Source organism: Myxococcus llanfairpwllgwyngyllgogerychwyrndrobwllllantysiliogogogochensis (assembly GCF_006636215.1).
Taxonomy (GTDB): domain Bacteria; phylum Myxococcota; class Myxococcia; order Myxococcales; family Myxococcaceae; genus Myxococcus; species Myxococcus llanfairpwllgwyngyllgogerychwyrndrobwllllantysiliogogogochensis.
Genome location: NZ_VIFM01000058.1, coordinates 1 through 24,597, shown reverse-complemented (window position 1 = coordinate 24,597; position 24,597 = coordinate 1). Strand labels below are relative to the sequence as shown.

20 protein-coding genes are annotated in these 24,597 nt (G+C 69.1%); 5 read left to right on the top strand and 15 right to left on the bottom strand.

What is annotated here, in order from left to right:
* Positions 1 to 8 precede the first annotated feature (8 nt).
* The 4 genes from FJV41_RS16800 to ruvB all read right to left on the bottom strand — a co-directional run bounded on the left by FJV41_RS16800 (position 9) and on the right by ruvB (position 5,128).
* Positions 9 to 1,097 (bottom strand): thioredoxin domain-containing protein, encoded by a 1,089-nt coding sequence (locus tag FJV41_RS16800; protein ID WP_371745506.1) that lies wholly within the window; start codon positions 1,095 to 1,097, stop codon positions 9 to 11.
* A gap of 61 nt (positions 1,098 to 1,158) precedes the next feature.
* Positions 1,159 to 2,103, bottom strand: a complete 945-nt coding sequence (lpxC, locus tag FJV41_RS16795) for a UDP-3-O-acyl-N-acetylglucosamine deacetylase (protein WP_141643507.1) — start codon at positions 2,101 to 2,103, stop codon at positions 1,159 to 1,161.
* Between the two features lie 484 nt (positions 2,104 to 2,587).
* Positions 2,588 to 4,084, bottom strand: coding sequence for a hypothetical protein (locus tag FJV41_RS16790; RefSeq protein WP_141643506.1), 1,497 nt, complete (start codon positions 4,082 to 4,084; stop codon positions 2,588 to 2,590).
* Between the two features lie 12 nt (positions 4,085 to 4,096).
* Entirely contained in the window at positions 4,097 to 5,128 is a 1,032-nt protein-coding gene (gene ruvB / locus FJV41_RS16785; RefSeq protein WP_141643505.1) for a Holliday junction branch migration DNA helicase RuvB, read from the bottom strand.
* Positions 5,129 to 5,389: 261 nt separating this feature from the next.
* On the opposite strand from ruvB, the gene FJV41_RS16780 reads away from it, so the two are divergent.
* Positions 5,390 to 6,469 carry an MBL fold metallo-hydrolase gene (locus tag FJV41_RS16780; protein ID WP_141643504.1) on the top strand — a complete coding sequence of 360 codons (1,080 nt, stop codon included), beginning with the start codon at positions 5,390 to 5,392 and terminating at the stop codon, positions 6,467 to 6,469.
* Between the two features lie 2 nt (positions 6,470 to 6,471).
* Here FJV41_RS16780 and FJV41_RS16775 read toward each other — a convergent pair whose 3' ends face one another.
* The 5 genes from FJV41_RS16775 to FJV41_RS16755 all read right to left on the bottom strand — a co-directional run bounded on the left by FJV41_RS16775 (position 6,472) and on the right by FJV41_RS16755 (position 11,381).
* Positions 6,472 to 7,980 carry an ELWxxDGT repeat protein gene (locus FJV41_RS16775; protein ID WP_141643503.1) on the bottom strand — a complete coding sequence of 503 codons (1,509 nt, stop codon included), beginning with the start codon at positions 7,978 to 7,980 and terminating at the stop codon, positions 6,472 to 6,474.
* Between the two features lie 277 nt (positions 7,981 to 8,257).
* On the bottom strand, positions 8,258 to 8,866 hold the full coding sequence (gene ruvA / locus FJV41_RS16770; RefSeq protein ID WP_141643502.1) for a Holliday junction branch migration protein RuvA: 609 nt from the start codon (positions 8,864 to 8,866) through the stop codon (positions 8,258 to 8,260).
* Entirely contained in the window at positions 8,863 to 9,438 is a 576-nt protein-coding gene (ruvC, locus tag FJV41_RS16765; protein WP_141643501.1) for a crossover junction endodeoxyribonuclease RuvC, read from the bottom strand. The genes ruvA and ruvC overlap by 4 nt, the downstream gene beginning before the upstream one ends.
* Positions 9,439 to 9,461: 23 nt before the next feature.
* The gene (locus FJV41_RS16760; RefSeq protein ID WP_141643500.1) at positions 9,462 to 10,211 is read right to left on the bottom strand and encodes a YebC/PmpR family DNA-binding transcriptional regulator; all 750 of its coding nucleotides are present in this window, start codon (positions 10,209 to 10,211) and stop codon (positions 9,462 to 9,464) included.
* A gap of 57 nt (positions 10,212 to 10,268) precedes the next feature.
* The gene (locus tag FJV41_RS16755) at positions 10,269 to 11,381 is read right to left on the bottom strand and encodes a response regulator (RefSeq protein ID WP_141643499.1); all 1,113 of its coding nucleotides are present in this window, start codon (positions 11,379 to 11,381) and stop codon (positions 10,269 to 10,271) included.
* A gap of 105 nt (positions 11,382 to 11,486) precedes the next feature.
* On the opposite strand from FJV41_RS16755, the gene FJV41_RS16750 reads away from it, so the two are divergent.
* The gene (locus tag FJV41_RS16750) at positions 11,487 to 12,200 is read left to right on the top strand and encodes a hypothetical protein (RefSeq protein WP_141643498.1); all 714 of its coding nucleotides are present in this window, start codon (positions 11,487 to 11,489) and stop codon (positions 12,198 to 12,200) included.
* A gap of 1 nt (position 12,201) precedes the next feature.
* On the opposite strand, the gene FJV41_RS16745 is transcribed toward FJV41_RS16750, so the two are convergent.
* From FJV41_RS16745 to mutM, 3 genes are all read right to left on the bottom strand, one after another.
* Positions 12,202 to 13,575 (bottom strand): sigma-54-dependent transcriptional regulator, encoded by a 1,374-nt coding sequence (locus FJV41_RS16745; protein WP_141643497.1) that lies wholly within the window; start codon positions 13,573 to 13,575, stop codon positions 12,202 to 12,204.
* Positions 13,576 to 13,583: 8 nt separating this feature from the next.
* Entirely contained in the window at positions 13,584 to 13,826 is a 243-nt protein-coding gene (locus tag FJV41_RS16740) for a hypothetical protein (RefSeq protein ID WP_141643496.1), read from the bottom strand.
* A gap of 460 nt (positions 13,827 to 14,286) precedes the next feature.
* A complete protein-coding gene (gene mutM / locus FJV41_RS16735; protein WP_141643532.1) occupies positions 14,287 to 15,141 on the bottom strand; it encodes a bifunctional DNA-formamidopyrimidine glycosylase/DNA-(apurinic or apyrimidinic site) lyase in 855 nt (284 codons plus the stop codon).
* 396 nt (positions 15,142 to 15,537) lie between these two features.
* Here mutM and FJV41_RS16730 point away from each other — a divergent pair, with 396 nt between their 5' ends.
* Positions 15,538 to 17,406 carry a S8 family serine peptidase gene (locus tag FJV41_RS16730; protein ID WP_220137867.1) on the top strand — a complete coding sequence of 623 codons (1,869 nt, stop codon included), beginning with the start codon at positions 15,538 to 15,540 and terminating at the stop codon, positions 17,404 to 17,406.
* Positions 17,407 to 17,596: 190 nt separating this feature from the next.
* Here the strand turns inward: FJV41_RS16730 and rtcA are convergent, their stop codons facing one another.
* Positions 17,597 to 18,613: an RNA 3'-terminal phosphate cyclase gene (gene rtcA, locus FJV41_RS16725; RefSeq protein ID WP_141643495.1), complete on the bottom strand. Its 1,017-nt coding sequence runs from the start codon at positions 18,611 to 18,613 to the stop codon at positions 17,597 to 17,599.
* Positions 18,614 to 18,799: 186 nt separating this feature from the next.
* Positions 18,800 to 20,035, bottom strand: a complete 1,236-nt coding sequence (locus FJV41_RS16720) for an RtcB family protein (RefSeq protein ID WP_141643494.1) — start codon at positions 20,033 to 20,035, stop codon at positions 18,800 to 18,802.
* A gap of 144 nt (positions 20,036 to 20,179) precedes the next feature.
* On the opposite strand from FJV41_RS16720, the gene rtcR reads away from it, so the two are divergent.
* Together rtcR and FJV41_RS16710 are read left to right on the top strand one after the other, a co-directional pair.
* The gene (gene rtcR / locus FJV41_RS16715) at positions 20,180 to 21,826 is read left to right on the top strand and encodes an RNA repair transcriptional activator RtcR (RefSeq protein ID WP_141643493.1); all 1,647 of its coding nucleotides are present in this window, start codon (positions 20,180 to 20,182) and stop codon (positions 21,824 to 21,826) included.
* A gap of 127 nt (positions 21,827 to 21,953) precedes the next feature.
* Positions 21,954 to 22,856, top strand: coding sequence for a hypothetical protein (locus FJV41_RS16710; protein ID WP_141643492.1), 903 nt, complete (start codon positions 21,954 to 21,956; stop codon positions 22,854 to 22,856).
* A 7-nt stretch (positions 22,857 to 22,863) separates the two neighbouring features.
* Here FJV41_RS16710 and FJV41_RS16705 read toward each other — a convergent pair whose 3' ends face one another.
* Positions 22,864 to 24,201, bottom strand: a complete 1,338-nt coding sequence (locus FJV41_RS16705) for a M24 family metallopeptidase (protein ID WP_141643491.1) — start codon at positions 24,199 to 24,201, stop codon at positions 22,864 to 22,866.
* Positions 24,202 to 24,597: the final 396 nt, after the last annotated feature.

Genomic DNA, 24,597 nt, shown 5'->3' with positions numbered 1-24,597 from the left:
CCGCGTGATTACTTCTGCGCCGTCGGCTTCAGCTCGGCGTCGATGATGCTCTTGAACTCTTCGACGGGCTGCGCACCCGACAGCATGATGCCGTTGATGAAGAACGCCGGCGTGCCGCTGACGCCGACCTTCTGCGCGTCCGCCATGTCGCTCTTCACGGTCGCGGCCTTCTCACCGGAGTCCAGGCACTTGTCGAACTTGGCCTGGTCCAGCTTCAGCTCGCCCGCGTACTTCTTGAGGTTCTCCAGCTGGAGCGCGGACTGGCTGGCGAACAGCTTGTCGTGCATCTCCCAGAACTTGCCCTGGTCATTGGCGCACAGCGACGCCTCGGCGGCCTTCTGCGCCTCCTTGTGGAAGTCCAGGGGGAACTGGCGGAACACCAGCTTGATCTTCCCGTCGTACTCCTTCATCACCTGGTCCACCGCGCCAATGGCGCGGCTGCAGAACGGACACTGGAAGTCGCTGAACTCGACGATGGTGATGGGCGCGTTGTCCGGGCCCTTCGACGGGCCGACGGCGGAGACCGTCTTGCGCTCGGCGGGAGCACGCGGAGGCTCCGGCAGGGTGATCTGCACGTTGGCGTTCTTGCGCAGCTCCGCGAAGAGGGCCTGGGCGCGCTCCTGCTTGGGCTGCTGCGTGAGGAAGTCGAGGATCTGCGGCTTCATCTGCTCGAACGTCGAGCCGGGCGGCAGCTGGCCCTTGGCGCCGTCGAAGACTTCCTTGATCTTCTCCTCGGTCGGCGCGGGAACCTTGTCGTCGATCTCCGCCTTGAGGAACTGGTCCTGCGTGATGCCGCGCTTCTTGGCCTCCGCATCGACCAGCTTCTCCGTCACCATGCCCTCGAGGCCGCGCTTGCGAAGCTGGAACTTCTGCTTCTCCAGGTTGGCGATCGGCTCCTGGACGCGGTCGTTGAGCTCCTTGTAGGTGATCTTCTGGCCGTCACCGAAGGTGGCGACCACGGTGTCCGGGGTGGGCTCACCCGCGGGGGCCTGGGCGGCGGCGGGAGCCTGCGCGGTGACCGGCGCCTTCTCCTTGTTGCAACCGGCGGTGAACGAAGCCGCCAGCAGCGCGGCGAGGATGACGTTGGTTGGACGCATGGGCATGAGCCCGCGACTTAGTCGAGCCAGCCCCGACCTGCAAGGAAATGCCAAACCAACATCAGGCGACGAGCGGCTCCAGCTCCAGCGCGCCGGCCAATCCTGGCAGGCCCAGCTCCAAGCCTTCCACGTCGCGACGACGCGCGGGGACAATCTCATAGCAGCTCGGGTCTGAAAGGACCTTGCGAACCAGCTTGTGATTGAGCGCGTGGCCCGTCTTGTAGGCCGTGAGGTGGCCAATGACGGGACGGCCGAACAGAGACACGTCACCGATGGCGTCGAGGATCTTGTGACGCACGAACTCGTCGGTGAAGCGCAGCCCTTCCGGGTTGAGGATGGACACCTCGTCCACGACGATGGCGTTGTCCAGCGAGCCGCCGCGAGCCAGGCCCAGCTTCTTCAGCTTCTCCACGTCACGCAGGAAGCCAAACGTGCGCGCGCGGGAAATCTCCCGGGAGAAGTCCCGGTCGCTGAAATCCAAATCAAACGCCTGACCCTGGATGACGGGGTGCTCGAAGTCGATGGTGCAGCTGATGCGGAAGTGGCGCGACGGGGTGAGCGAGGCCTGCTTGTCGCCATCCACCACGGACACGGGCTTGCGGATGACGAGCAGCTCCTTGGGCGCGTCCAGCTCGCGGATGCCCGCGTCCTGGATGAGGGCCGCGAAGGGAGCGGCGCTGCCGTCCATGATGGGCACTTCGGGGCCGTCCAGCTCCACCCGGGCGTTGTCGATGCCCAGGCCCGCCATGGCGGACATGAAGTGCTCCACCGTCGCCACCTTCACGCCGTCGCGGCCCAGCGTCGTCGCCAGCGCCGTGTCCACCACGTACTCCGCCAGCGCGGGGATGCTCACCGGGCGAGGCAGGTCCGTGCGCACGAAGACGATGCCGTGCCCCGCGGGCGCCGGACGCAGCGTGAGCGTCACCTTCGCGCCCGAGTGGAGCCCGATGCCCTGGAGGCTGGCGGTCTTCGAGAGGGTGCGCTGGTTGTAGGAAGACGGGGGCATGTCGGTGTCGCCTCGTGGCTGCTCGTGCTGCGGGACTTCCGAACGGTCATCTGGCCAGATGGCGCCGGAATCGTTCAACAGTGGTCTGACGCGACGCGCAGATTCAGCAAGTGGCATGCCACGACAGCGTGACATCCCGCCTTCCGTGGTGGGGGGTTCGAGTGACTCGAACCCCTTGGAACGGTTGGATTTTTTCTGACATCGCGGTGGGTGCCCATCGTGGCCAGCCACCCTCCCCCCGTCCGAGGGTTGGTGAATTCACCCGAAACCGTGACATTGGTGTCCGGGAATTCTTCACCGCCTCACCCGCCGCCCTGCCCCGTGACGCGCTTCGCAACGAAGCGTGTCTTCCATGCAACACGGGGGCGTCCATAGCGCAAGGAACTGGCTGGAAGCAAACACGCCCCGTACGAGCACACCCCGTGGGGGGTTGCGTCATACGGGGCGAGTGGGCGTGGGTCGATTTTCTCCCCCCACGTGAGGGTCAGCGAGTCGGGACCGCGACAAAGCGATCGCGGAGCGCCTCGGCCTCCTGGCGGTCGAACCCCCTGCCCTGGAGGAGGGTGCGGCGGCTGACGGAGTGGAAGGTGGACTCCAGCGTCTGGCTGAAGCGGCGCAGGTCCTCGGCGAGCCGGCTGCGGATGCCGGGGCCCTCGGGCGGCCAGGGCAGCTCCACCAGGAGCGCGGTGAAGCGGTCGAAGGCGTCGTAATCCGAGTAGCGCAGCAGTTGGTAGCCGCCGTCGTGGAAGTACGCGAGGAAGGTCTTCAGCGCGTCCAGGGAGCGCTCCGCGGCGGGCACGTCCTCCGCGCGCAGGAACCCCTCCGCGGAGCGGCACAGCTGGGCGTACACCCACAGGTCCTTGCGCAGCCGCAGCGCGGCGTCCTGGGGACTCACCAGCGCGTCGAAGACGTCGTCGGACAGGCCGCCATTGGGGGCCAGGGCCTCCACCAGCGCGACGACCTGGGTGCGCAACAGCGACCTGAAGGCGGCGGTGGCGCGCGCGGGCGCGTCAGGCTCCTTGTCCACGTGGGCCAGCACCTCGCGGCCGATGCGCTCCGACTCCTTGGCCAAATCCCGCGCCGTCCGCAGGGCCGCGGCCTGGAGCGCCTTGGAGCCCGCCTTGGGCGACAGCTCCGCGTGCAGCCATGTGGCCAGCGCGTGCGTCTCACTGCGCACCAGCGCCAGCAGCACGCGCACCCGCCGGGGCACGGGCGGCGTGCCTTCCGCGTCCACGTAGGCCAGGTAGTGCAGCAGCCGGAACAGCCCCAGGAACGCGGTGGAGAAGCCGGCGCGCTGCTCTTCCGGCATCCCCACGAGCAGATCCAACAGGCGCACCGAGCGCAGCCGGTCGTACTCGACGCGGAACTCCAGCGGCCGGAAGGGCCGGAAGTAGCGGTTGAGGACGATTTCCTTCAGGGCCAGCTTGCCCAGGTCCTGGAAGAGGTTGAGCCGCGCGGTGGGCAGTTGGAGCAGGTGGTCCAGCAGGTTGCGCAGCGCGTCCAGGTCCTCGCGCAGCACGAAGAGGCTCTCCGACGGCGTCTCCTGGTCCAGCTCCTCCTCGATGAGTGCGCGACGCACCCGGTCATCCGCGAGCTGGGTCTCCACGTACTTGCGGAAGACCATCTTCTGGTCGCTGTCCGGGTCCTGGAGGTGACGTGCGACACGGATGGCGCGGTCCATGGCGTCGCGCACGTCCACCAGCTCCTCGTGGAAGTCGCGGGTGACGAGCGGCCGGTCCTTGGCGTCCACCACGGCGGTGAGGTTGAGGTAGCGCTCCACCGCGCGCAGGAGCATCTCGAATTCGAAGAGCAGCTCCTCCCGGCCGTCCACGGGGACGCCGCGAAGCCAGCGCTCACGCTCGGCGAGGAAGCCCGCGCGCGACGTCTGGGAGGCCCGCATCAGGTCCGCGTAGAAGTCACGCGCGACGCGGAGGGTGGTGGGTCCGGAAGCGGGAGACGCGGGGGAGGTGGCCTGGCTCATGGCTCGCGGGTTTCAGAAGAGGCTGCCCTGGGGCGTGGGCGGTGGCTGCTTCTTGAAATACTGGTAGGTGCGGTGGGTGGCCATCCGGCCCCGGGGCGTGCGCTGCAGAAAGCCCTCCTGCATCAGGAAGGGCTCGTACACGTCCTCGATGGTATCGCGTTGTTCGCCCACGCTGGCGGCGATGGTCTCCACGCCCACCGGACCGCCGCCGAACTTGTCCAGGATGGTGAGCAGGATTTTGCGGTCCATGGAGTCCAGGCCGCTGGCGTCCACGCCCAGCCGGTCCAGGGACTTCTTCGCCAGTTCCAGCGTGATTTTCCCGTTGCCCTCCACCTCCGCGAAGTCGCGCAGCCGGCGCAAGAGCCGGTTGACGATGCGGGGCGTGCCGCGCGAGCGGGTGGCCACCTCGTGGGCGGCCTCCTTCTCCAGGGGGATGCCGAGGATGCGCGCGGAGCGGTGGAGGATGAGCTCCAGGGACGCGGCGTCGTAGTACTCCAGCCGCTCCTGAATCTGGAACCTGTCACGCAAGGGCGAGGTGAGCAGGCCCGTGCGCGTCGTCGCGCCGATGAGCGTGAAGGGCGGCAAATCAATCTTCATCGCCCGGGCGGCCGGCCCCGTGTCGATGGTGATGTCCAGCCGGAAGTCCTCCATCGCCGGGTAGAGGTACTCCTCCACCGCCGCGTTGAGCCGGTGGATTTCGTCGATGAAGAGGACGTCGCGCTCGTTCAGGTTGGTGAGCAGGCCCGCCAGGTCGCCCTTGCGCTCTAGCGCGGGACCGCTCGTCACGTGGATGCCCACGCCCAGCTCGTTGGCGATGATGTGCGCCAGCGACGTCTTGCCCAGGCCCGGGGGGCCGGAGAACAGGCAGTGGTCCAGGGCCTCGCCCCGACTGCGAGCCGCCTGCACGTACACCTTGAGCTTCTCGACGACGAGCCCCTGTCCCACGTACTCGTGGAACGAGCGCGGACGCAGGGAGGCCTCGAGCCGGACGTCCTCCGGGAGGACCTCTTCGGAGAGAGTGTCGGACTTCCTCGCCATGACCATGGGACCCTATACAGGAAGGCCGCGCGTGTCGCCCACATCCTCGGGCTGGACTCGGGGACGCCCAGCAGGCCAGGGAGCACCCACCGTCATGACGGGCTTCGACGCCGCGTTCCCTGGTGCCTGGGCAGGCGTGTGGACTGGCGGACGCTCGAGTGAAACACGCCGACGTTGCCTGGCATCCCCGCCACCGGGCCGGAGAACATGGCCCGTGCGCTCCGTTCGTCGCGCCGGTCTTCGACCTCTCGCTGTCACGGTGAAACCATGAGCCAGAGCCCCGCGTTCCGCCCCCTGCCCTTCCTCGCCGAGGCCCACTCCGAGCCCCTGCCGGGCCTGCGTCTGCAGAGGCTGCGCCGCGCGGCGCTCGAGGCCCGCGAGCGCTTCGTCCAGGAAGGTCCCGTGGCGGCGGTGGCCACCTGCGAGCTCGTCACGTTTCCCTATCCCGCGCAGTTCGCCTTCAGCGGGGCGGCGCTGTCACCCGCGCCGTACGTGATGATGACCAACCGCATGCAGGTGGTGCAGTTCGTCGACGCGAAGGGCGAGCGACGCACGCTGCTCTTCAACCCGTCCGACTACGAGCGGGGCGTGGCCGCGCCGTTCTACCACGCGCTGCGCGAGCGCTACGGCGGCTTCGTCTCCGACAAGCTCATGTCCACCCGGCACGGCACGGTGCAGAGCCACCTGGCCTCGCTGGGGCTGACGCCCGCGGACGTGGACTACCTGGCCTTCGACCATCTGCACATCCAGGACCTGCGCGGGTGGCTGGGGGGAGACGGCGTGTCGGCGTACTTCCCCCGGGCGAAGCTGCTGGTGCAGCGCGCGGAGTGGGAGATGGTGAAGGACCTGCACCCCATGCAGACGGTGTGGTTCGTCCCCGGTGGCGCAGACATCCCCGCCGAGCGCGTGGTGCTGCTCGACGGGGACACGTGGCTGGGCGTGGGCGCGGCCATCCTCAGCACGCCGGGCCACACGCGCGGCAACATGTCGCTGGCGGTGGCCACTTCGCGCGAGGTGTTCGTCGTCAGCGAGAACGGCGTGGCCACGGAGAGCTACACGCCGCTCCTGTCCGCCATCCCCGGCGTGCGCCGCTTCGCCGAGCACATGGGCTGGGAAGTCGTGCTCAACGGCAACACGCGCGAGGACTCGCTTTCGCAGTACTCGTCCATGGTCGTGGAGAAGCTCTTCGCCGGGCACTCCGCGGTGGAGGGGGCGTTCATCAACTTCCACCCCTCCTCGCTCCTGACCTCGCACCTGCTCTCGCCGGGGCTTGCCCCCACCATCGTCCTGCCCGCGCCCAACTTCGGCGACGTGCGGCCCACGCCCGCCAGCCGGCGCGCGGCCTGACGTCAGCAGCCTCGCGCGTCCGAGGCCGCCCCGTTAGCGCAGGGCCAGGCGGGACGCAGGGGCACCGCCCACAGCGCCTCGTCCGCCGGCGCCTCTCCGGCCAGGAAGAAGACCTCCGAGCCCGAGCGCACGAACGAGCGAGGGTCCGACGACGACGTCCCCGGCGCGATGTCCGTCAGCCGGCGCGTGCGCCACAACCACCCATCGCTGGACCACGCCTCGCGCCCGTGGAGGGCCGTCTTCGCGGAGAAGAACAGCCAGCCGTTCTCCGCCACCAACTGCTCCGGCTCGCTGCCCTCCGGGCCCCACTGGAGGTCCCACACCATCCACGTCCCCAGGAGCGTGCCGTCGCTGCGCCACAGCTCGCGCCCGCGCCAGCCGTCATCCGCCGCGAAGTACAGCACGCCATCCATCACCACCAGGTGCGATGGCAGCGAGCCCTTGGGCCCCGGCCAGATGTCGCGCACCAGCCGCGTGCCCGACACAGTGCCGTCGCTGCGCCACAGCTCGCCCCCGTGGAGCGTGTCGCCCTGCTCTCCGAAGTAGCCATCCGCGCCGGCCAGGAAGAACACCGAGCCATTCATCGCCGTGAGGTACGAGGGGAACTCTCCGGTGAAGTCCCGCACCCGCGTCGCGGAGCCCGGCCGCTCCGACGTCACCCACAGCTCCGCGATATCCATCCCCGTGTCCCGCAGGAAGAACAGGCGCCGCTCCGACGCCGTCAGCGACAGCAGCACCCCCACCGCCGACTGGTAGAGCACGCGCGCCTGGCCATTCGCCTCCACCACCCACAGCACCGCGGCCTCGGGCGAGTACGACACCAGGGCGAGGCGCTTCCCCCACGCCGTCAGCGACACCAGTTGGAGCGAGCCGGGCCCCGGGACGAACTCGTGCACCAGCCGCGTGCCTGACTCCGTGCCGTCCGTGCGCCACAGCTCCAGGCCGTGCTCGAAGTCCTCCGCGGTGAAGTAGAGCCAGTCGCCCACCCTCGTGAGCGCCCGCGGGGCCGAGCCGCGCTCGCCGGGCAGCAGGTCCTTCACCATCACCGTGCCCGCTTCCGTGCCGTCCGTGCGCCACAGCTCGGGCCCGTGCTGGCCGTCATCCGCGACGAAGAGCACCCACGGCTCCAGCGGCGTCAGGAAGCGCGGCACCGAGCCCATGGTCCCCGGACGGATGTCCTTCACCACGCCCGCGCAGCCCGAGCGACCCGGACTGCTCCACAGCTCGCGCCCCTGACCCACCGCCTCCGCGCTGAACAACAGCCGCCCGTCGCCCCGCGCCAGCCACTCCGGCTTTGAACCCGGCGGCCCCACCGGGTCCGTCCCACAGGCCCGACGCGCCGTCACCTCCGCGTCCGCCTCCTCCGGCGCCGCAGCCACCGAGGCCCGGGCGGACGCCACGCGCTCGATTCCCCGTTCGTCACTCGACTCGAAGGCCGGACCACACCCCACCCCGCCCAGACTTCCGACGAGAACGGACACGAGCACCGGGACGCCACGCCATGCCTTCATGTGAGCAACTCCTTGTCCTGGGTGGGGCACTCGGCTCCACCGCTGTGACTGGAAAGTGTCACCGTCGATGAAACTGGCTACCCACTGCGGGTAGGGGGCGGCCCAGGCTGTCCGGCATCCTGCGACGGGCGCCGACACTTGCCGCCGAGCCGACACAGGGCCCGTCGGACCCTGGACCGTTTCGATTTCTCAGAGGAAAGAAGCTTGTGCGGGCTGGTCAGGGAGGTCCGGATTTGGCCACCCGACTACACCCGCGACGGCGGACGTTCAAAAGACATCAGGCGCCTGCCCTGAGGGACTTGAGGGCCTCGCGGAAGAGGACCTGGAAGGACGCGTCGGCACCCAGCCTGCTGGTGGCCAGCTCCGCGGCCTTTTCCGCCTGCGGGGGCTTGTAGCCAAGGTTGAGCAGGGCGGAGACAAGGTCGGATTGAGGCCCGCTCACCGGAATGGGCGCCGTCCCCCGGGAGACTGCCTCCAGGTGGACGTTCTTCATCTTGTCCTTCAGCTCCAGCACCAGTCGCTCGGCGGTCTTCTTTCCCACGCCGTGGATCTTCGCCAGGCGCGCCACCTCACCGCGAGACAGGGCCGCCACCAGCTCCGGCACCTCCATGCCGGACAGCACGCCCAGCGCCATGCGCGGCCCCACGCGGGAGACGCCGTTGAGCAGCAGGAAGAGCTCTTCCTCCGCCCGGGTCAGGAAGCCGAACAGGTCGAAGGCGTCCTCGCGCACCACGGTGCGCACGCGCACGTCCACCGTCTGGCCCTCCGGCGGAAGCTTCCCCAGAGCCAGCGTGGAGAAGTTCACCAGGTAGCCCACGCCCTGCACGTCGATGACGGCGCCCTCGGCATCCTTCTCCAGCACCACGCCACGCAGCCGAGCGATCATCCCGCCTCCGGGCGCCGATAGGACGGCGCCAGTCTGTCCGCGAGCAGCGCCGCGGCGCCCTTGCGCTTCTTGCCAGCCGTGCTCGCCGTGGGAACGGCGGCGCGACCATGGTTGAGGTGACACAGCGCCACGGCCAGGGCGTCACTCGCGTCCGCGCGCCCCAGGTCCTTGGCTTCCAGTTGCAGGAACGTCCGCACCATCCGCGCCACCGCGTCCTTGCCGTCCGCGCCGCCGGCGCCCACCGACTTCTTCACCTTCGCGGGCGCGTACTCGAAGACGGGCAGCGACACCTGGGCCGCCGCCAGCAGCGCCACGCCGCGCGCGTGCCCCAGCACCAACGCGCTCCGGGCATTGCGGAAGGTGAACAGGCCCTCCACCGCCACCGCCTCCGGACGGAAGATCGCGAGCTGCGCGCTCAGCCCGGCATGCAGCTCCTTCAGGCGAAAGGCCAGGGGCGCTGATTCATCCACCTTGATGACGCCGTGGCCCACATGCACCAGTCGGCCTCGCTTCTCTTCCACCACCCCGTAGCCCATGAAGCGGCTGCCAGGGTCTACTCCGAGAACGCGCACCGTTCGCTCCGTTCGCCCCGCCGCTACTGCGACAGGGACTCCATCAGGGACTCGTCGATCTCGAAGTTCGCGTGGACGTTCTGCACGTCATCGTTGTCCTCGAGCGCGTCCATCAGCTTGAGCATCTTCTTCGCATTATCGCCGTCGAGCTGGACGGTATTCTGCGGCAGGTACGCCCACTTCTGCTCGCCCACCGGCAGGCCCCCGGACTCCAGGCCCGTGGCCACCGTATGCAGGTCCACTGGCGCGGTGCGAACTTCAAAGCCGTCCGCGCCCTGGGGCACGACGTCCTCGGCGCCCGCTTCCAGCGCCTTCTCCAGCACCGCGTCCTCCTCGGGGCCGGGCTTGACGGTGACGATTCCCTTCTTCTGGAACATCCAGGCCACCGCGCCCTCGGCGCCCAGGTTGCCGCCGTGGTGACCGAACGTCGAGCGCACGTCGGCCGAGGTGCGGTTGCGGTTGTCGGTGACGCACTCGACGAGGACGGCCACGCCGCCGGGGCCGTAGCCTTCGTACATCACCTCTTCGTAGCGCTCCCCTTCCAACTCGCCGGTGCCCTTCTTGATGGCACGCTCGACGGTGTCTTTGGGGATGTTGGCTTCACGGGCCAGGCCCAGCGCCACACGCAGACGCGGATTGCCAGCGGGGTCTCCTCCCCCGAGTCGCGCGGAGACGGTGATCTCCTTAACGACCTTCGAGTAGAGCTTGCCCTTGGTCGCGCCCATCGCGGCCTTCTGGCGCTTGATCTTCGACCACCGATTGTGACCGGACATGGAAGGTGTCGCCTCTGGGCGGCCTTGTCTCCCAGCCCGGGGCGCGGAGTCAAACCCTCAGTCCGCATCTCCTCGCGACACCCCGGGCACCGGGTCCACCGAGGGCACGGGCTCGAAGAAGCCAGGCACTCCCGAGCCTCCGCGCGCGCGCTCCCGCTCCTCGATGAAACACGCGGGCACCAGCACGCCCAGCGCGAACAGGCGCGTGGATGCCTCGTACGCCACCGCCTCCGGGTAGAGGCACTCCAGCAGCACGGCGCGCACCGTGCGTCGCCCATCGAACAGACGCACCACCTCGCCCACGTCCTCGGGCAGCGCGGGTAGCTCCTCCGCCAGCCTCGCGAAGTCCACCGTCAGCCGCGAGGCCAGCGGCAGGCCGCGCGCCCTCAGCGCCTCGAAGCGCTCCAGCGCCGGCAACACCGCCTCGCACAGGTGCGCGCGGTCCATGGTGAACGAGCCCTTGTGCAATTCGGGCCCCAGCGCCACCGCGTACGCGCCGCTGGCGAAACCCAGCAGCCGGCGGAACGCGAGGCTGCCGCGCTCGCCATGAAACATGGCGTCCACCACCAGGCCATGGCGGAAGGAGAACCAGCCCTCGCCCTCCGCGAGGACGAGCCGCCCGGAGCGCACGCCCGCCAGCAGCGCCCGTGTCACCCTCGGCAGGGCCAGCCTCGCGGTATGTGACTCGAACGTCGCCGCGCCCGTCGCATACCCCGACTTGAGCCGCGCGAGCGACACCACGTCCTCCACGTCCAACGGGCGCGTCAGGTAGTCGTCCGCGCCCACGCCACCGGCCAGGTCGCGGTGGAAATCCTCCTCGCGCCGCGCCAGCAACAACACCGGCAGGTGCGCGGTGCGCACGTCCGCGCGAATCTGTCCGCACAGACTGAAGCCATCGCCATCCGGCAGCTCCACGTCCGCGATGACCAGCCTCGGCAAGGGGCCGTCTGGAGCCAGCGCATCCAGCGCCGCCTGCGCCCCACCCACCAGCAGCGCCTCGAAGCCCGCCTCCACCAGCGCCGCCGCCAGCGCCGACTGCGCGCCCGCGTCCGAGTCCACCAGCAGCACCCGCGCCCGACTCCGCCCCCCTCGACGACGCGCGCCAACCTCCGACGGCACCGACGCCGTCGGGTCATTGCGCGCGGAGAGCTGTGTAAGCGCGGGAGTCATGGATACCGAATTATTCCAGCGAAGCTTGATAGATTGGCAACCTGGACACAAGTCCTCGGAATCGTTGAGTTTCGGTAACAAACAGGTCGCGGTAGGGTGCGCGGCATGACGCGCTCGGTCTCTTCCTGGCTCCTGGTGTCCGCGCTGTTGCTGACCTCCGCCTCCGCCGCCCAGCAGGCGACGGCCGCGCAACCCGGAGAGGAGGGGCGCGTCACCGTCGAGCAGGCGCCCGTCTCGTCCGAGGAGGATCCGCTCGGGGCCGTGATTGCGCCGGTGACGCTGCCGGCCGGGACGACGGCGCTGTACGGCTACGCGGGTGCGCCGGAGATTGGCGTGGGGTTTCGCCAGGGCATCTCCAGCTTCGAGCTGGAGGCGCGAGCGCGGCTCAACTGGTTCCAGCTGTCCGCCGCGCTGGAGCTGGTGGGGCGGCTGAAGGTGCTGGAGCGGGGCTCGGTGTCGCTGGCGCCGACGCTGGGGTTGGGCGTGGTGTTCAACTCCGGCTCCACGTACATGGACGACCAGAACTTCTCGGGCGTGATGCTGCGACTGTCTCCGGGGCTCATCGCCGGCTGGCGGGTGGCCGAGACAGTGACAATCCTGGGGCTGGTGGACCTGCCCCTGGACATCGGCATCTCGAAGTCGAAGTCGCTGCGCTTCCAGGCGCTGGGCGGTGGCGGCGTCGAGGTGTACCTGGGCAACAACGTGTCCGTGCTGCTCGCGGGGCAGTTGGGCACGGAGACCTTCCAGGAGCGCGCGGGCCTCTCCGACACGAGGCTGGGCTGGGCACTGAAGGCGGGCCTGGGCGCACGCCTCTTCTGACTCACGTCAGCCCGAAGCGCTCCAGCTTCTTGAGCAGGCCCTGTCGCGACAATCCCAGGGCCTCCGCGGAGTGCGTGCGGTTGCCACCGAAGCGTTTCAGCGCGTCCTCGATTTCGCGGCGCTCCAGCGCCTCCACCTTGGCGGCCAGCGTGGTGGCGCCCGGGGTGCTCGCGCGAGGACGCTCGCTGCCGGTGAAGGACAGGTCCTCGGGCTGAAGCTCGCGGCGCTCTCCGGCCAACACCGTCGCGCGCTGCATCTCGTGACGAAGCTCGCGCAGGTTGCCCGGCCAACCGTGCGCGGCGAGCGACTCCGCGGCGGCATCCGACAGCAACCTCGCCCGGCCATCCGGACACAGGTGCGCGCACTGGTTGAGGAAGTGCTTGGCCAGGAGCGGCAGGTCCGAGGCGCGCTCGCGCAGCGGCGGCAGGCGGAGCTCCACGCCCTTGACGCGCCAGTAGAGGTCCTCGCGAAAGGCGCCCTCCTGGAGCATGCGTCCCAGGTCTCGATGAGTCGCCGAGATGAGGCGCACGTCCACGTGCACGGGCAGGTCCGCGCCCACCGGCAGGATGTCTCCTGTCTCCAGCGCGCGCAGCACCTTCACCTGGAGCGACGGCGTCATGTCCCCCAGCTCGTCCAGGAACAGGGTGCCTCCGTCCGCCTCCGCGAAGAGACCCCGATGATCTCGCGTCGCACCGGTGAAGCTGCCCTTCACGTGGCCGAAGAGCGCGCTCTCCAGCAAGGTCTCCGGCAGCGCGCCGCAGTTGACGGGGATGAAGGGGCCCGCATGGCGCCGACTCTTCTGGTGCACCATGCGCGCGAGCAGCTCCTTGCCGGTGCCATTCTCACCGGTGACGAGCACGGGCAAGTCACTGGCGGCCACGCGCTCGGCCAGGGAGAGGGCGGCGAGGAACGAAGCGCTCTGCCCCACCATGGCCGCGTCGCCCGCGGCCCGCTCCAGGGACGTGCGCAGCGCCTCCACCTGGCGCTCCAGCGCCACACGGGCCAGCGCGCGCTGCACGACGACGAGCAGCACGTCCGGGTCCACGGGCTTGGTGAGGAAGTCGTACGCGCCCAGGCGAATCGCCTCCAGCGAGTGGCGCGTATCGCCCACCCCGGACACGACGATGACCTTGGTGCCCGGCCGAGCGTCGAGCAACGCCGCCAGTCCCGCCAGGCCCGAGGAGACGCTGCCATCCGGAGGCAGCATCAAGTCGAGCAGGACGAGGGGAAAGGGCCGCGCATCGAAGGCGGCGCGGGCGGAGGGACGGTCCGCTGCCTCCACCACCTCATAGCCCGCGTCGCGCAGCAGGCTGCCGTAGACCTTGCGAAAGGCGGCGTCGTCGTCGACGAGCAACAGCGGAGGGGCGGAAGCCATGTGTGGACTCAGTCCGGAAGAGGGGCCTGTCGCGGTGTGCCCAGAATCTCCAGGGTGCGCAGCGCCACCTGGATGAGCGTCTGGGCGCACGGCTCACAGCCGCCGCCACAGCACCGGGGCCAGCGGCCCTCGGGGTTGCGCAGCAGCGGGCGCACACAGGACTGGTAGTAGCTGGGCAGGCCCAGCTCCTCACTGGCGCGGGCCAGCGCGGAGTCGAGCGGCGACGGTGTGGACTCGGTGACGTCGGACACACCTGCTTCATAACAGCGGAGCGGTGGGGAGTGCAGCTGGGGCCGCGCACGTCCAAGGCGCCTCTTCCGCGCGAGAGAAGCGGCGCCGATGGCCCCCAGCGAGTCTTCTGGGGATACACTCGCAAGGAGACCGCTCAAGCCGATTCGGTTCACGCCCCATGAGTCGACCTACGCAAGAAACCCTCACGGAGGAGGGACTCACCGAGCTCGCCTTCAGGGAGCTGCGCCTGAGTCGCCATCAGTGGCTCATCGAAGTGATCCTTCTCCGTGACTGGGTGGGATTGAAGGTTCGGCGCCCTGGCCGTGTCGCGAAGCGGAGCACTGCCTTCACACGGAAGACGACAGCCACAGAGCGGACGCGGGCCTTCCTGGAGCAGGCCAGGTCCGCCGTGGCGGAGCTGTCATCCGACCCCGAATGACCGACTCGCGCCGCAGGCTCTGCCACACCGTGGCCCCAGTGTCACAGCAACACCCCCTGCGTCGGTCCCGAGGGTGCCCCTGACTCGGGTTGACACCGGACGCACCAATGCGTGTTCCGGCCGCCGACCCGAGCGTGGGTAATCGGCGTGCCGCAACTGGGACACGGCGCGCCGGTGCGCTCGAAGACATTGCGCCGGTGCTTCGCCTGTCCCTTCACGCCGAACAAATCCCGCTGCGTGCCCCGGAGCGACAGCCCCTCTTCGAGCACCACGCGCATGGCACGATGCAACCGCATCACTTCGTCACGAGAGAGGGAAGCCGCCAGGCGACGCGGATCCAACCCCGCCTTCCACAGGCTCTCGTCCGCGTCCCGATTCCCCAGCCCCGCGACGACACGCTGATTGAGCAGCACCGTCTTGAGCGGGCTTCTGCGACGTGACAACCGACGCGCCAGGTGGTCCGAGGTGAAGTCGTCGTCGAGCACCTCCGGTCCCAGCTCCTCGAGCTTCAGGCGCGAGGTCAGCTCGGCGGTGCGGGCCACCGCCACACGCGCATACCCCAGCGTGTCCGTGAGCCAGAGCGCCTCCTCCCCATCAAGTGTCATGACAACCAGACTCTCGGGTGGCGACTCACTTCCCACGGGCCGCAGCGACAACGTGCCCCAGAGCATGAAGTGCAACGCGAGCGTCTGTCCGTCGTCCAGCGACAGCAGGATGAACTTCGCCCGACGACGCGCACCGGTAATGCACCGACCCCGCAGCGAGGCGATGAACTCCGGCGGCGACGGGAAACGAACCGCCTCCGGGAGGAGCACTTCGACGTCAGTGATTCGGCGCCCCACGACTGCCTGTCGCAAGTCCCGGGCGATGATTTCGACTTCGGGAACCTCGGCCATCTTGGGTTGATGCCTCCGCGCATCCCCTGTCGCGCGGCCAAGGCCCCGAGCCAGCCAGGACCGCTTCATTCCCGCATGCCCGGCAGGGCTTCAGGCGAGCGCGTCCCCTGGGCGCAAGCGCTCACTCACCACCCCAGGAGGCTGGGAAATGCGAGCCACGCGACACCGAGGATGTGTCTCATTTCACGACTGACGCGTCAGTGTTCACCACGAGCCCCAGGAATGACGCGTCCATTCGGGATGACGCACGTCGCGCCAGGCGTGAGCACGCGCCAAGCACTTACAATCCCTCGCACGCGAAACCGCGCGCCGCATGGCCCGGGACTTGGAATGCGGAGTCTCCGCGCGAGCGCGGCTCGGCTCGCGTCAACCCGCACCCCATTGGATTGACTCGCCATGCTGCTCTCGTTTCGACAGGCATCCTCGCGTCTCATGCTGGGGGCCATGCTGGTCACCGGCACCCAGTTCCACGACTGTGACCCATCGCCGCCCACCCATCCACCGCCCCCCATCGTCCGTCCCGCCAACGCCATCGCGGGCCAATACCTCTTCTTCTTCGACCCAACCCTGGTGACACCCGACCAGGTCCAAACCGTGGCGCAATACCTGACGCAACGCTTCGGTGGCACCATCCTCGCCTACTTCGACGCGGGCTCACTCGGCTTCTCGGCCAACGGATTGACCGACGCCTCCGCCACCGTCATCGCCAGCGACCTGCGCGTCATCGCGCTCGGCCAGGATGGCTATGTCGACGTGGAGGCCGTGCAGACCAATGCGCCCTGGGGCCTGGACCGGCTCGACTCCCATCCTCTGGCGTTGGACCAGCGCTACGAGCAGACCACCACCGGCCAGGGCGTGCACGTGTACGTCCTCGACACCGGCATCCGAGCGTCACACGCGGACTTCGGAGGCCGTGTCAGTGGAGGCATGACGGCCATCGCGGATGGGAACGGCACCAATGACTGCCAGGGCCACGGCACCCATGTGGCGGGCACCATTGGCGGCATGACGTGGGGCGTCGCCAAGAATAGCCGGCTGCACCCGGTGCGGGTGCTGGCCTGTGACGGCCGAGGCAGCTACAGCGGCATCATCAACGGCATCAACTGGGTGACCAAGAACCACCAGAAGCCGGCGGTGGCGAACATGAGCCTCGGCGGTGGCGCCTACTCCCTGCTGGACGACGCCGTGCGGGCCTCCATCAACGCGGGCATCACGTATGTCCTCGCGGCCGGCAACAGCGATGCGGATGCCTGTCAGTCGAGTCCGGCCCGCACGCCAGAGGCCCTCACGGTGGCGGCCTCCGACATCCAGGACCGGCGCGCCACGTTCTCCAACTGGGGTGCCTGCGTGGACCTCTTCGCGCCCGGCGTGGGCATCCGGTCCACGAGCAACACGTCCGACACCGGAACGCGGGACCTCAGCGGCACCTCCATGGCGTCGCCCCATGTCGCGGGCGTGGCCGCGCTCTATCTGGAGAAGAACCCCACCGCGACACCCACGCAGGTGTCGCAGGCCGTGCTGAATGGAGGCACGGCGAACGTCATCCAGGACGTGAAGGGCTCGCCCAACAAGATGCTGTATTCGCTCATCGTCCCGCCCGATTCGGAATATGTGGTCATCCCGGCGCCGCCGCAGACGACGCCCAAGCAGGTCGCCGTGGGCGCGTCGAACATCGTCTGGCTGCTGGACACCACGGGGCGACACTGGAAGTGGGATGGCTCGACGTGGGTCAATCAGAGCTGCTGCGTCACCGAACTGGCCGCCGCGGCCGATGGTGAACTGTGGGCCACCAACCCTCCGGACGGCATGCGGGTGTTGCGATGGGACGGCACGCGGTGGACCTTCAACATCCCGGCTGGGATGAAGCAGGTCACCATCGCCAATGCGAACACGGTGTGGGGCCTGGGCAATGACAACACCCTGTACCAATACACCGGCTCCGCCTGGTCCCCGAAGCGCTGCTGCGTGGAACGCATCTCCGTCGGCACCGATGGCGAGCTGTGGGCCACCAATCCTCCGGATGGCCTGCGCGTGCTGCGCTGGAACGGCACCGAGTGGACGTTCAACATCCCGCCCGGGATGAACTACGTCTCCGTCGGCAGCGCGTCCGTCATCTGGGCCCTGAACCCCGCGGGCAATGTCTTCCAGTGGAGCGGCTCCGCCTGGACGCCCAGGACCGGCACCTTGAAACAAATCTCGGCGGCCTCGGACGGCACCGTCTGGGGCATCTCGAGTCAGAACGAAATCGTCCGCCGACGCCCCTGACGCATCGGGCCCCCCGGGTGAGTCACCGACACCCGGGGTGCCCTTCCCCACGAGTCCGCGTGGGCGGCCTTCACCGGCATGGAGTTTCTCTCCCAGAGCCGGGAGCACTGCCACGGCGTCGACATCACTCACGTGGCACGCGCGTCCTCCAGGTGCGGCCGGAACCTGGAGGACGCCTTCGACGGAGGGCTCAGCCGCGCACCACCACCTCGCGCACCTCGCGGGACACCTCGCGCACGTCCACCTTCACGTCGAGGAAGTGCGCCATCGTCTCCAACTGCGTCACCGAGTGCCCGTCCAGTGGCAGCGTGCGGAACTCCCCACCCCGCGCCAGCGCGAACAGCAGGAGCAACTGGTCGCACAGGTGCTCGCCCACCGGGACTTCCGCGTTCAGATAGCGCTTCACCTCGCCGGCCGCTTCCTCCGCCACGACCTCCGCGCGCTTGCCTCGCTCTCCGAAGGCCGTGAAGACCTCGGTGACGTGCTCGCTCTCCACCTCCACCACCAGCGCGTTGCCCGGGCCCGTGGTGCGCTTGAGCTCCTCCACCCGCAGCTCGTCCGGACGCCACTTGAGCAGTGCCCCCGCCGTCTCCATCTCCCGCTTCGCCACGTCGAAGGGAATCATCGCCACCACCGCCTTCGCGTCGCGGCGCAGCACCCGCCCCCGCTCCAGCAGCGAGAGGGGCTTCATGGGCGCCGGCCGCACGTCCACGTGGAACTTCCCGCCACCCGCCGGGAAGAAGCCGGGACGCTCCAGCGTCGCCGTGACGGTCGGCCCCAGCTTGCGCAGAATCGGCAGGTACGCCCGGGCGAGGAAGTCGAACGGCGGCGCCGCCGGGTTGTGCGTCCCGCCCTCCAGCCTCAACGTGGACGGCTCCGTCGCGGCCAGCAGCGCGGGCAGCACCGTCTGCAGCACCAGCGTCGCGCTGCCCGCCGTACCCACCGCGAAGTGGTAGCTGCCCGCTGCCAGCGCGCGCGGACGGAACGTCAGCTCCTTCGAGCCCAGCTCCGCGCCGGACACCTCCGCCGCGCCCACCGCCTCCGCGGCCTTCACGCCCGTCAGGTGCTGGCGCAACAGGCCCGGCTTCGCGCGGCCCGCGCGGATGTTCGTCATCGTGAAAGGCGTCCCCGTCACCAGCGACAACGCCAGCGACGTGCGCAGCACCTGGCCGCCGCCCTCTCCCCTTGAACCATCGATGCGCAGCATGTGTCTCGTCTCCTGCTTTTCCCACGCCTCACGGCTCCGCCCAGGCATTCTGACACCCTTCCCAAAATAGCGGCGCCCGCTCCCCCACCACTGGCGGCCTTTCGGCCTCTTGGGGGGAACGGGCGCCTCGGTGTCGTCATCCCGGCATGGCCACCTCGCGTGTTGGGGGTTGTCGTGGTCCTTCGGCTACCCCTTCACACAGACGACCTGCTTGAGCGTGTGGACCACTTCGACCAGGTCCGACTGCGCCGCCATCACCGCATCGATGGGCTTGTACGCCGCCGGCGTCTCGTCAATCACGTCCACGTCCTTGCGGCACTCCACGCCCGCCGTCGCCTTCGCGTGGTCCTCCAGCGTGAAGCGCTTCTTCGCCGCCTCACGCGACATCACCCGGCCCGCGCCGTGGCTGCAGGAATGGAAGCTGTCCGCGTTTCCCTTCCCTCGGACGATGTACGAACGCGCCCCCATGCTGCCGGGGATGATGCCGAGGTCACCCTCGCGCGCCCGCACCGCGCCCTTGCGCGTCACGAAGCAGTTCTTCCCGTAGTGGTGCTCACGCGCCACGTAGTTGTGGTGGCAGTTCACCGCCGACTCGGACAGCGAGAACGGAGGCAGCTCACCGCTCAACTGCAGGGCATCCACCGCGCCTCGCAGCATCAGCTCGCGATTCATCGCCGCGTAGTCCTGCGCCCAGCTCACCGCGAAGACGTAGTCATCGAAGTGCTCCGTCCCCTCCGGCAGGTACGCCAGGTCCGCGTCGGGGAGGTTGATATGCCAGCGGCGCATGTCCTCCTTCGCCAGCTCGATGAAGTAGCTGCCGATGCGGTTACCCACGCCACGCGAACCGGAGTGCAACATCAGCCACACGCCATCCGACTCGTCCAGGCACAGCTCGATGAAGTGGTTACCCGTCCCGAGCGTACCGAGGTGCGCCAGGTCCGGCCCACGGCCGATGCGAGGGTGCTTGGCGACGACGCGGTCATACCCCTCCATCAACCGCGACCACACCTGCTGATGCGAGGCCGGAGCCACGCGCCACGCGCCGACGTCGTTACGGCCACCGTTATCCGAGCGGCCATGCGGCACCGCGCGCTCGATGGCCGAGCGAACCCCACGCAGCGAGTCCGGCAACTGGTCCGCGCGCAGCGTGGTGCGCACGGCGATCATCCCGCAGCCGATATCCACCCCCACCGCCGCCGGCACCACCGCGCCCACCGTGGGGACGACGCTTCCCACCGTCGCGCCGTAGCCGCGGTGCACGTCCGGCATCACCGCGACCCACTTGTGGATGAAGGGCAGGCCGCGCAGGTTCCGGAGCTGCTTCTTGGCCTCGTCCTCGAACGGCACTCCCATCGTCCACGACTTGATGGGGCGACCCGCCTCGTCCGACAGCACCTCGTAGCTCACCTTGTTGCGCTCCATGGCCTTCACCTTTCGGTCGTTCGCCCGGGCTCTGTTTCCCGGGCACGGAGGGACGTAGAGCAGCCGGCGTGCCAACCCTTTCTCCGAGGGAAGCGCCCCGAGGCGGCTGGTCATCCATATCCCTTGGGATAAAGTCCTATTCGAATGGCGAAGACACGGGCGAAGCAGACGGTGGTCCTGGGGATGCTCGGGACGACGCTGGACACGGGGCAGGGCCCCGGGCGGTGGACGAAGTGGCGGCCCACGGTGGCGCTGTGCCAGCAGGACGACCTCGTCGTTCACCGGCTGGAGCTGCTGCACCCGCCTGGAGCGGCGGCGCTCGCGGGCACGCTGGTGGGCGACATCCGCCAGGTGTCTCCGGAGACGTCCGTGCGCGCCACGCCGCTGGACATCAAGAACCCGTGGGACTTGGAGGAGACCTACGGCGCGCTGCTCGACTACGTGCGCGCCTACCCCTTCAACCCGGAGGAGGAGGACTATCTCGTCCACATCACCACGGGCACGCACATCGCGCAGATCTGCATGTTCCTCCTGGTGGAGAGCCGGCTCATCCCCGGCCGACTGGTGCAGCTGTCACCGGCTGGGCGGGACAGAACTGGCACGGGCGCGGGCACGCACACGCTCATCGACCTGGACCTGTCGCGCTACGACACGCTGGCCACGCGCTTCCAACAGGAGCAACGCGAGGGCCTGTCCTTCCTCAAGGCCGGCATCGACACGCGCAACGCCGCCTTCAACCGCATCATCGAGCGAATCGAGCAGGTGGCCACCCAGTCGCGAGCGCCACTGCTCATCACCGGCCCCACGGGCGCGGGCAAATCCCAGCTGGCCCGGCGCGTCTACACGCTCAAGAAGACTCGCGGCACCGTCAGCGGGCCGTTCGTGGACCTCAACTGCGCCACCCTGCGCGGTGACGGCGCCATGTCCGCGCTCTTCGGCCACGTGAAGGGCTCCTTCACCGGAGCGCTGCAGGACCGGCCCGGCCTGCTGAGACAGGCCCACGGCGGCGTGCTCTTCCTCGACGAGATTGGCGAGCTGGGCGCGGACGAGCAGGCCATGCTGCTGCGCGCGCTGGAGGACAAGCGGTTCCTGCCCGTGGGCTCGGACCGGGAAGTGGAGAGCGACTTCCAGCTCATCGCCGGCACCAACCGGGACCTACAGGGGGACGTCGAGCAGGGGCGCTTCCGGGAGGACCTGCTCGCGCGCATCAACCTGTGGACCTTCCGGCTGCCCGCCCTGCGCGAGCGTCCGGAGGACATCCCGCCCAATCTCCTCTACGAGTTGGACAAGGCGTCGGAGGCGATGGGCGCGCGCATCACTTTCAACAAGGAGGCCCAGGAGCGCTTCCTGCGCTTCGCCACGTCGCCCGATGCCCGGTGGTCCGGCAACTTCCGCGACCTCAACGCCGCCGTGCTGCGCATGGCCACGCTCGCGCCCGGAGGCCGCATCACCCGCGACGTGGTCGACGAGGAGCTGGAGCGACTGCGCGCGCAGTGGCGCACGGGAGGCTCGCGCCCCGGGCCTTTGCAGCCCGTGGGTTCCGCAGACCGCGTCGCCGAGGTGCTGGGTGAAGCGCTGGCCCAGGAGCTGGACAGGTTCGACCGCGTGCAGCTCGCGGACGTGCTGGGAGTCTGCCAGGGCGTGCGCTCGCTGTCCGAAGCCGGGCGCGTGCTGTTCTCCCAATCCCGCGCGAGGAAGGCGAGCGTCAATGACGCGGACCGCCTCAAGAAGTACCTCGCGCGCTTCGGCCTCACCTGGGCCGACGTCAGCGGGGCGGCGGGCCCGGACTGATGAAGCCGAGGGCGGCGCGGAAAAAAGCACGCCCATGCGTCAAGGGTGGTGACGCTCGGCGTCTTCATCGGTGTTCCACGAAGAAGGGGGGCCGTGAGCCGGACGGGCCTTCGACGGGACCACCGCCATGCCTACGCCTCACCGCACCCTCGTGCTTCACCGCTGGAGCGCCGCGTGGCTCGTCGCCACCGCCCTGCTCCTGACCGGGATGCGCGCCGGGGCGCAGGTGCGCGAGCCCGACAACTTCCTCGCCACCTCCGTCACCTTCTCCTCCGCGCCCCGACTGCGGCACGTCTCCACGCGCCACGTCTCGCCCACCCTCGCCGCCGGCTTCCGTGTCTCCGAGCACGGTCAGCTCCGGCTCGACTGGGGGCTGCCCTACACCGCGCTGAAACCCGAGGGTGGCGTGGAGGGCACGACGAGCCACGTTGGCTCGTCCAACCTGCTCGTGGGCCTGCACCATGTCCGCACGTTCGCGGATGACAGCCTGTTCGTCCGCATCGGCGCGGGCGTCGCCCTGCCCCTGGCCCGCCATGAGGACGCCGACATCATCGGCTCCCGGAGGGTCGAGACGGAGGGCGTCAACTACGCCACCGCCGCCGCCGTGCGGGGGCTGGCGGACCCGTGGCTGTGGGCGCTCGACACCACGTCCGTGGTGCTGCCCATGGCCGTGGGTGTGGACCTGCCCGGCTTCCAGGCCCGCGCCGACGTGGCGCTCGGCATGCTCATGCCCGTGTCCCGCTCCGCGCGCGACACCCACTTCGTCGCGCAGGCCAGCGTGGAGGCCTCGCTCGGCCTTGGAATGCTCGAGCCCGGCGTGCGCGCCCAGGTCGTCTCGCCCCACCTCACCGAGGCGACGTGGGACGGAGAGGACTCCCAGCTCTCCCTGGAGCCCTTCGTCCGCGTGCGGCTCGGCCCCGCGTTCGCTCGGGCCGGCGTGCGCATCGATTTGGGCGCTCCCGAGTCGAGCCCCGCGCCCAGCGCCTCACGCATGTGGGCACTGGGGATGGGGTTGGGCGTGGCGTTCTGAAGCCCCTCTACTTGATGAGGTAGAAGGCTTCCTGCCGCGGCACGAAGAACTTCCAGCCTTCCTGCGTGAGGTAGGCCGGGTCCTCCTCCATCACCGCCACCTTCTGTCCGTCCCACTCCGGCACGGGCGTGGCCGTGTTCAGCTCGATGGCGATGTATGAGCCTTCTCGCAACGGCTTCGGTGTGTCCTTGCGCGTGGACGAGCGGAAGTCGATGGAGGCGCCCAGCGCGTGGCCGTGGTTGCCCAGGGGATGGCTGTACACCTGCGCCTCGATGCCACGCGCCGTCATCTCCGCCATCGTCTCGTCATACACATCCGCGGACGAGCGGCCCGGCCGGGAGGCCCGCACCATCAACACGTCCTGGAGCGCGTTCGTGTTCGCCAGCGCGTTCTTCAGGCCCTCGGGCGCGTCCGTCTCACCGTCGCGCAGCACATAGGCCATCTTCTGCCAGTCGGTGTGCAGCCCCAGGTAGCTGATGCCGAAGTCCACGTGGATGAGGTCGCCGCGCTCGATGACCAGTTCCTCCTTCGCCACCGCGAGGAAGCCTCGGGACTTCGCGGGGATGCCGCCCTTGCGCTGCACGCGCATGTCCGGCTGGAACCACGTGCCCACGCCCAGCGCGCCCAGCCTGTCGTAGAGCCAGCGGCGCACGTCCCCCACCGTCGTCTTCCCCGGCACGATGACCTTCGAGGAGAAGGCCTCCTTCACGATGGCGTCCGTCAACTCCACCATCCCCTTGTAGGGCTCCCACTCCTCGGGCAGCCGCGTGTCCAGGTACTCCTCGATGAGCGGCGCCGCGCTCACGAAGCGCGCCTCCGCCTCCGCGCCAAACGCGTCCAGGAGGTAGGCATAGCCATCCTTCGTCAGGCTGCGCGTCACGCCCCGCTTGCCGCCGATGCCCAGTGCAATCGCCTTGGGTTGGTAGCGCGAGTCCAGCGACTTCAAGGCCTCGGGGGCGGACTGGCCCTCCTCGGGTGCCTCGAAGAACTTGAGGATGGACTCCTCCGCGTAGCCCGTCAGCGCCACGCGCTTCAGGCCCTCCGCTCCCGCATCCACGAAGACGAAGATGTCCCGGTTGCCCGCGTACGGACGCGGCGGTGCCACGAACTGCGTCAGCGGATCATCGTTGAACTCCTCGTTGACGATGATCCACATGCCCACGCCGTGCCGCCGCATCATCTCCAGCAGCAGGCCATGGCGCTTGTCCAGCCAGTCCTCCCGCAGCGCAATCTGCTGGGACAGGGACAACAGCTGGGGCGTTTCAGCTTTCTGTGCCGCGCACCGCGGTCCGGTACAGGCGGCCAAGAACAAGAGCGGCAAGGCCGCCCACTTCAGCAGGGTCATGGGGGACTCCGAGTCGAGCTGGAGTCACACCCTAGCTCCCGTCCCTCCAACGCCGAAGTCCCCCACCCCCGGAGCCCTTGGAGACTCCGGAGGCGGAGGACCTGGGGCGCGTCCTGCCACCTGCTCCCTCGTCCGCCGCACCTGGCCCTCTTCGGATGACGCCCCCCACGACCCACTTGGTCCTGCGCGTCGTCTCCCCCACCACTACGACGCCATCCGATTGAGGTGGATGGTCGTCCCCCGACGCCATCCGCCAGCATGATGCGTTTCCCCGAACCCTCGCGCCGTGAATCTCAATAACTGGCGATCTGGAAATCCAGGTCGTCACCCAGGAGGAGCTCGGTCCGCGCCTCCTCCTGGTCCTGCTCATCCCCCCCAAAAACTGTCTCTTATACA

Coding starts and splice junctions, on each gene's coding strand:
- FJV41_RS16775 (WP_141643503.1), bottom strand. CDS start 7,980: ATGAAGGCATGGCGTGGCGTCCCGGTGCTCGTGTCCGTTCTCGTCGGA.
- ruvA (WP_141643502.1), bottom strand. CDS start 8,866: ATGATCGCTCGGCTGCGTGGCGTGGTGCTGGAGAAGGATGCCGAGGGC.
- rtcR (WP_141643493.1), top strand. CDS start 20,180: ATGGCGAAGACACGGGCGAAGCAGACGGTGGTCCTGGGGATGCTCGGG.
- FJV41_RS16760 (WP_141643500.1), bottom strand. CDS start 10,211: ATGTCCGGTCACAATCGGTGGTCGAAGATCAAGCGCCAGAAGGCCGCG.
- FJV41_RS16780 (WP_141643504.1), top strand. CDS start 5,390: ATGAGCCAGAGCCCCGCGTTCCGCCCCCTGCCCTTCCTCGCCGAGGCC.
- ruvB (WP_141643505.1), bottom strand. CDS start 5,128: ATGGTCATGGCGAGGAAGTCCGACACTCTCTCCGAAGAGGTCCTCCCG.
- FJV41_RS16790 (WP_141643506.1), bottom strand. CDS start 4,084: ATGAGCCAGGCCACCTCCCCCGCGTCTCCCGCTTCCGGACCCACCACC.
- FJV41_RS16750 (WP_141643498.1), top strand. CDS start 11,487: ATGACGCGCTCGGTCTCTTCCTGGCTCCTGGTGTCCGCGCTGTTGCTG.
- mutM (WP_141643532.1), bottom strand. CDS start 15,141: ATGGCCGAGGTTCCCGAAGTCGAAATCATCGCCCGGGACTTGCGACAG.
- FJV41_RS16710 (WP_141643492.1), top strand. CDS start 21,954: ATGCCTACGCCTCACCGCACCCTCGTGCTTCACCGCTGGAGCGCCGCG.
- FJV41_RS16755 (WP_141643499.1), bottom strand. CDS start 11,381: ATGACTCCCGCGCTTACACAGCTCTCCGCGCGCAATGACCCGACGGCG.
- FJV41_RS16745 (WP_141643497.1), bottom strand. CDS start 13,575: ATGGCTTCCGCCCCTCCGCTGTTGCTCGTCGACGACGACGCCGCCTTT.
- FJV41_RS16800 (WP_371745506.1), bottom strand. CDS start 1,097: ATGCGTCCAACCAACGTCATCCTCGCCGCGCTGCTGGCGGCTTCGTTC.
- rtcA (WP_141643495.1), bottom strand. CDS start 18,613: ATGCTGCGCATCGATGGTTCAAGGGGAGAGGGCGGCGGCCAGGTGCTG.
- FJV41_RS16720 (WP_141643494.1), bottom strand. CDS start 20,035: ATGGAGCGCAACAAGGTGAGCTACGAGGTGCTGTCGGACGAGGCGGGT.
- FJV41_RS16730 (WP_220137867.1), top strand. CDS start 15,538: ATGCTGCTCTCGTTTCGACAGGCATCCTCGCGTCTCATGCTGGGGGCC.
- FJV41_RS16705 (WP_141643491.1), bottom strand. CDS start 24,201: ATGACCCTGCTGAAGTGGGCGGCCTTGCCGCTCTTGTTCTTGGCCGCC.
- lpxC (WP_141643507.1), bottom strand. CDS start 2,103: ATGCCCCCGTCTTCCTACAACCAGCGCACCCTCTCGAAGACCGCCAGC.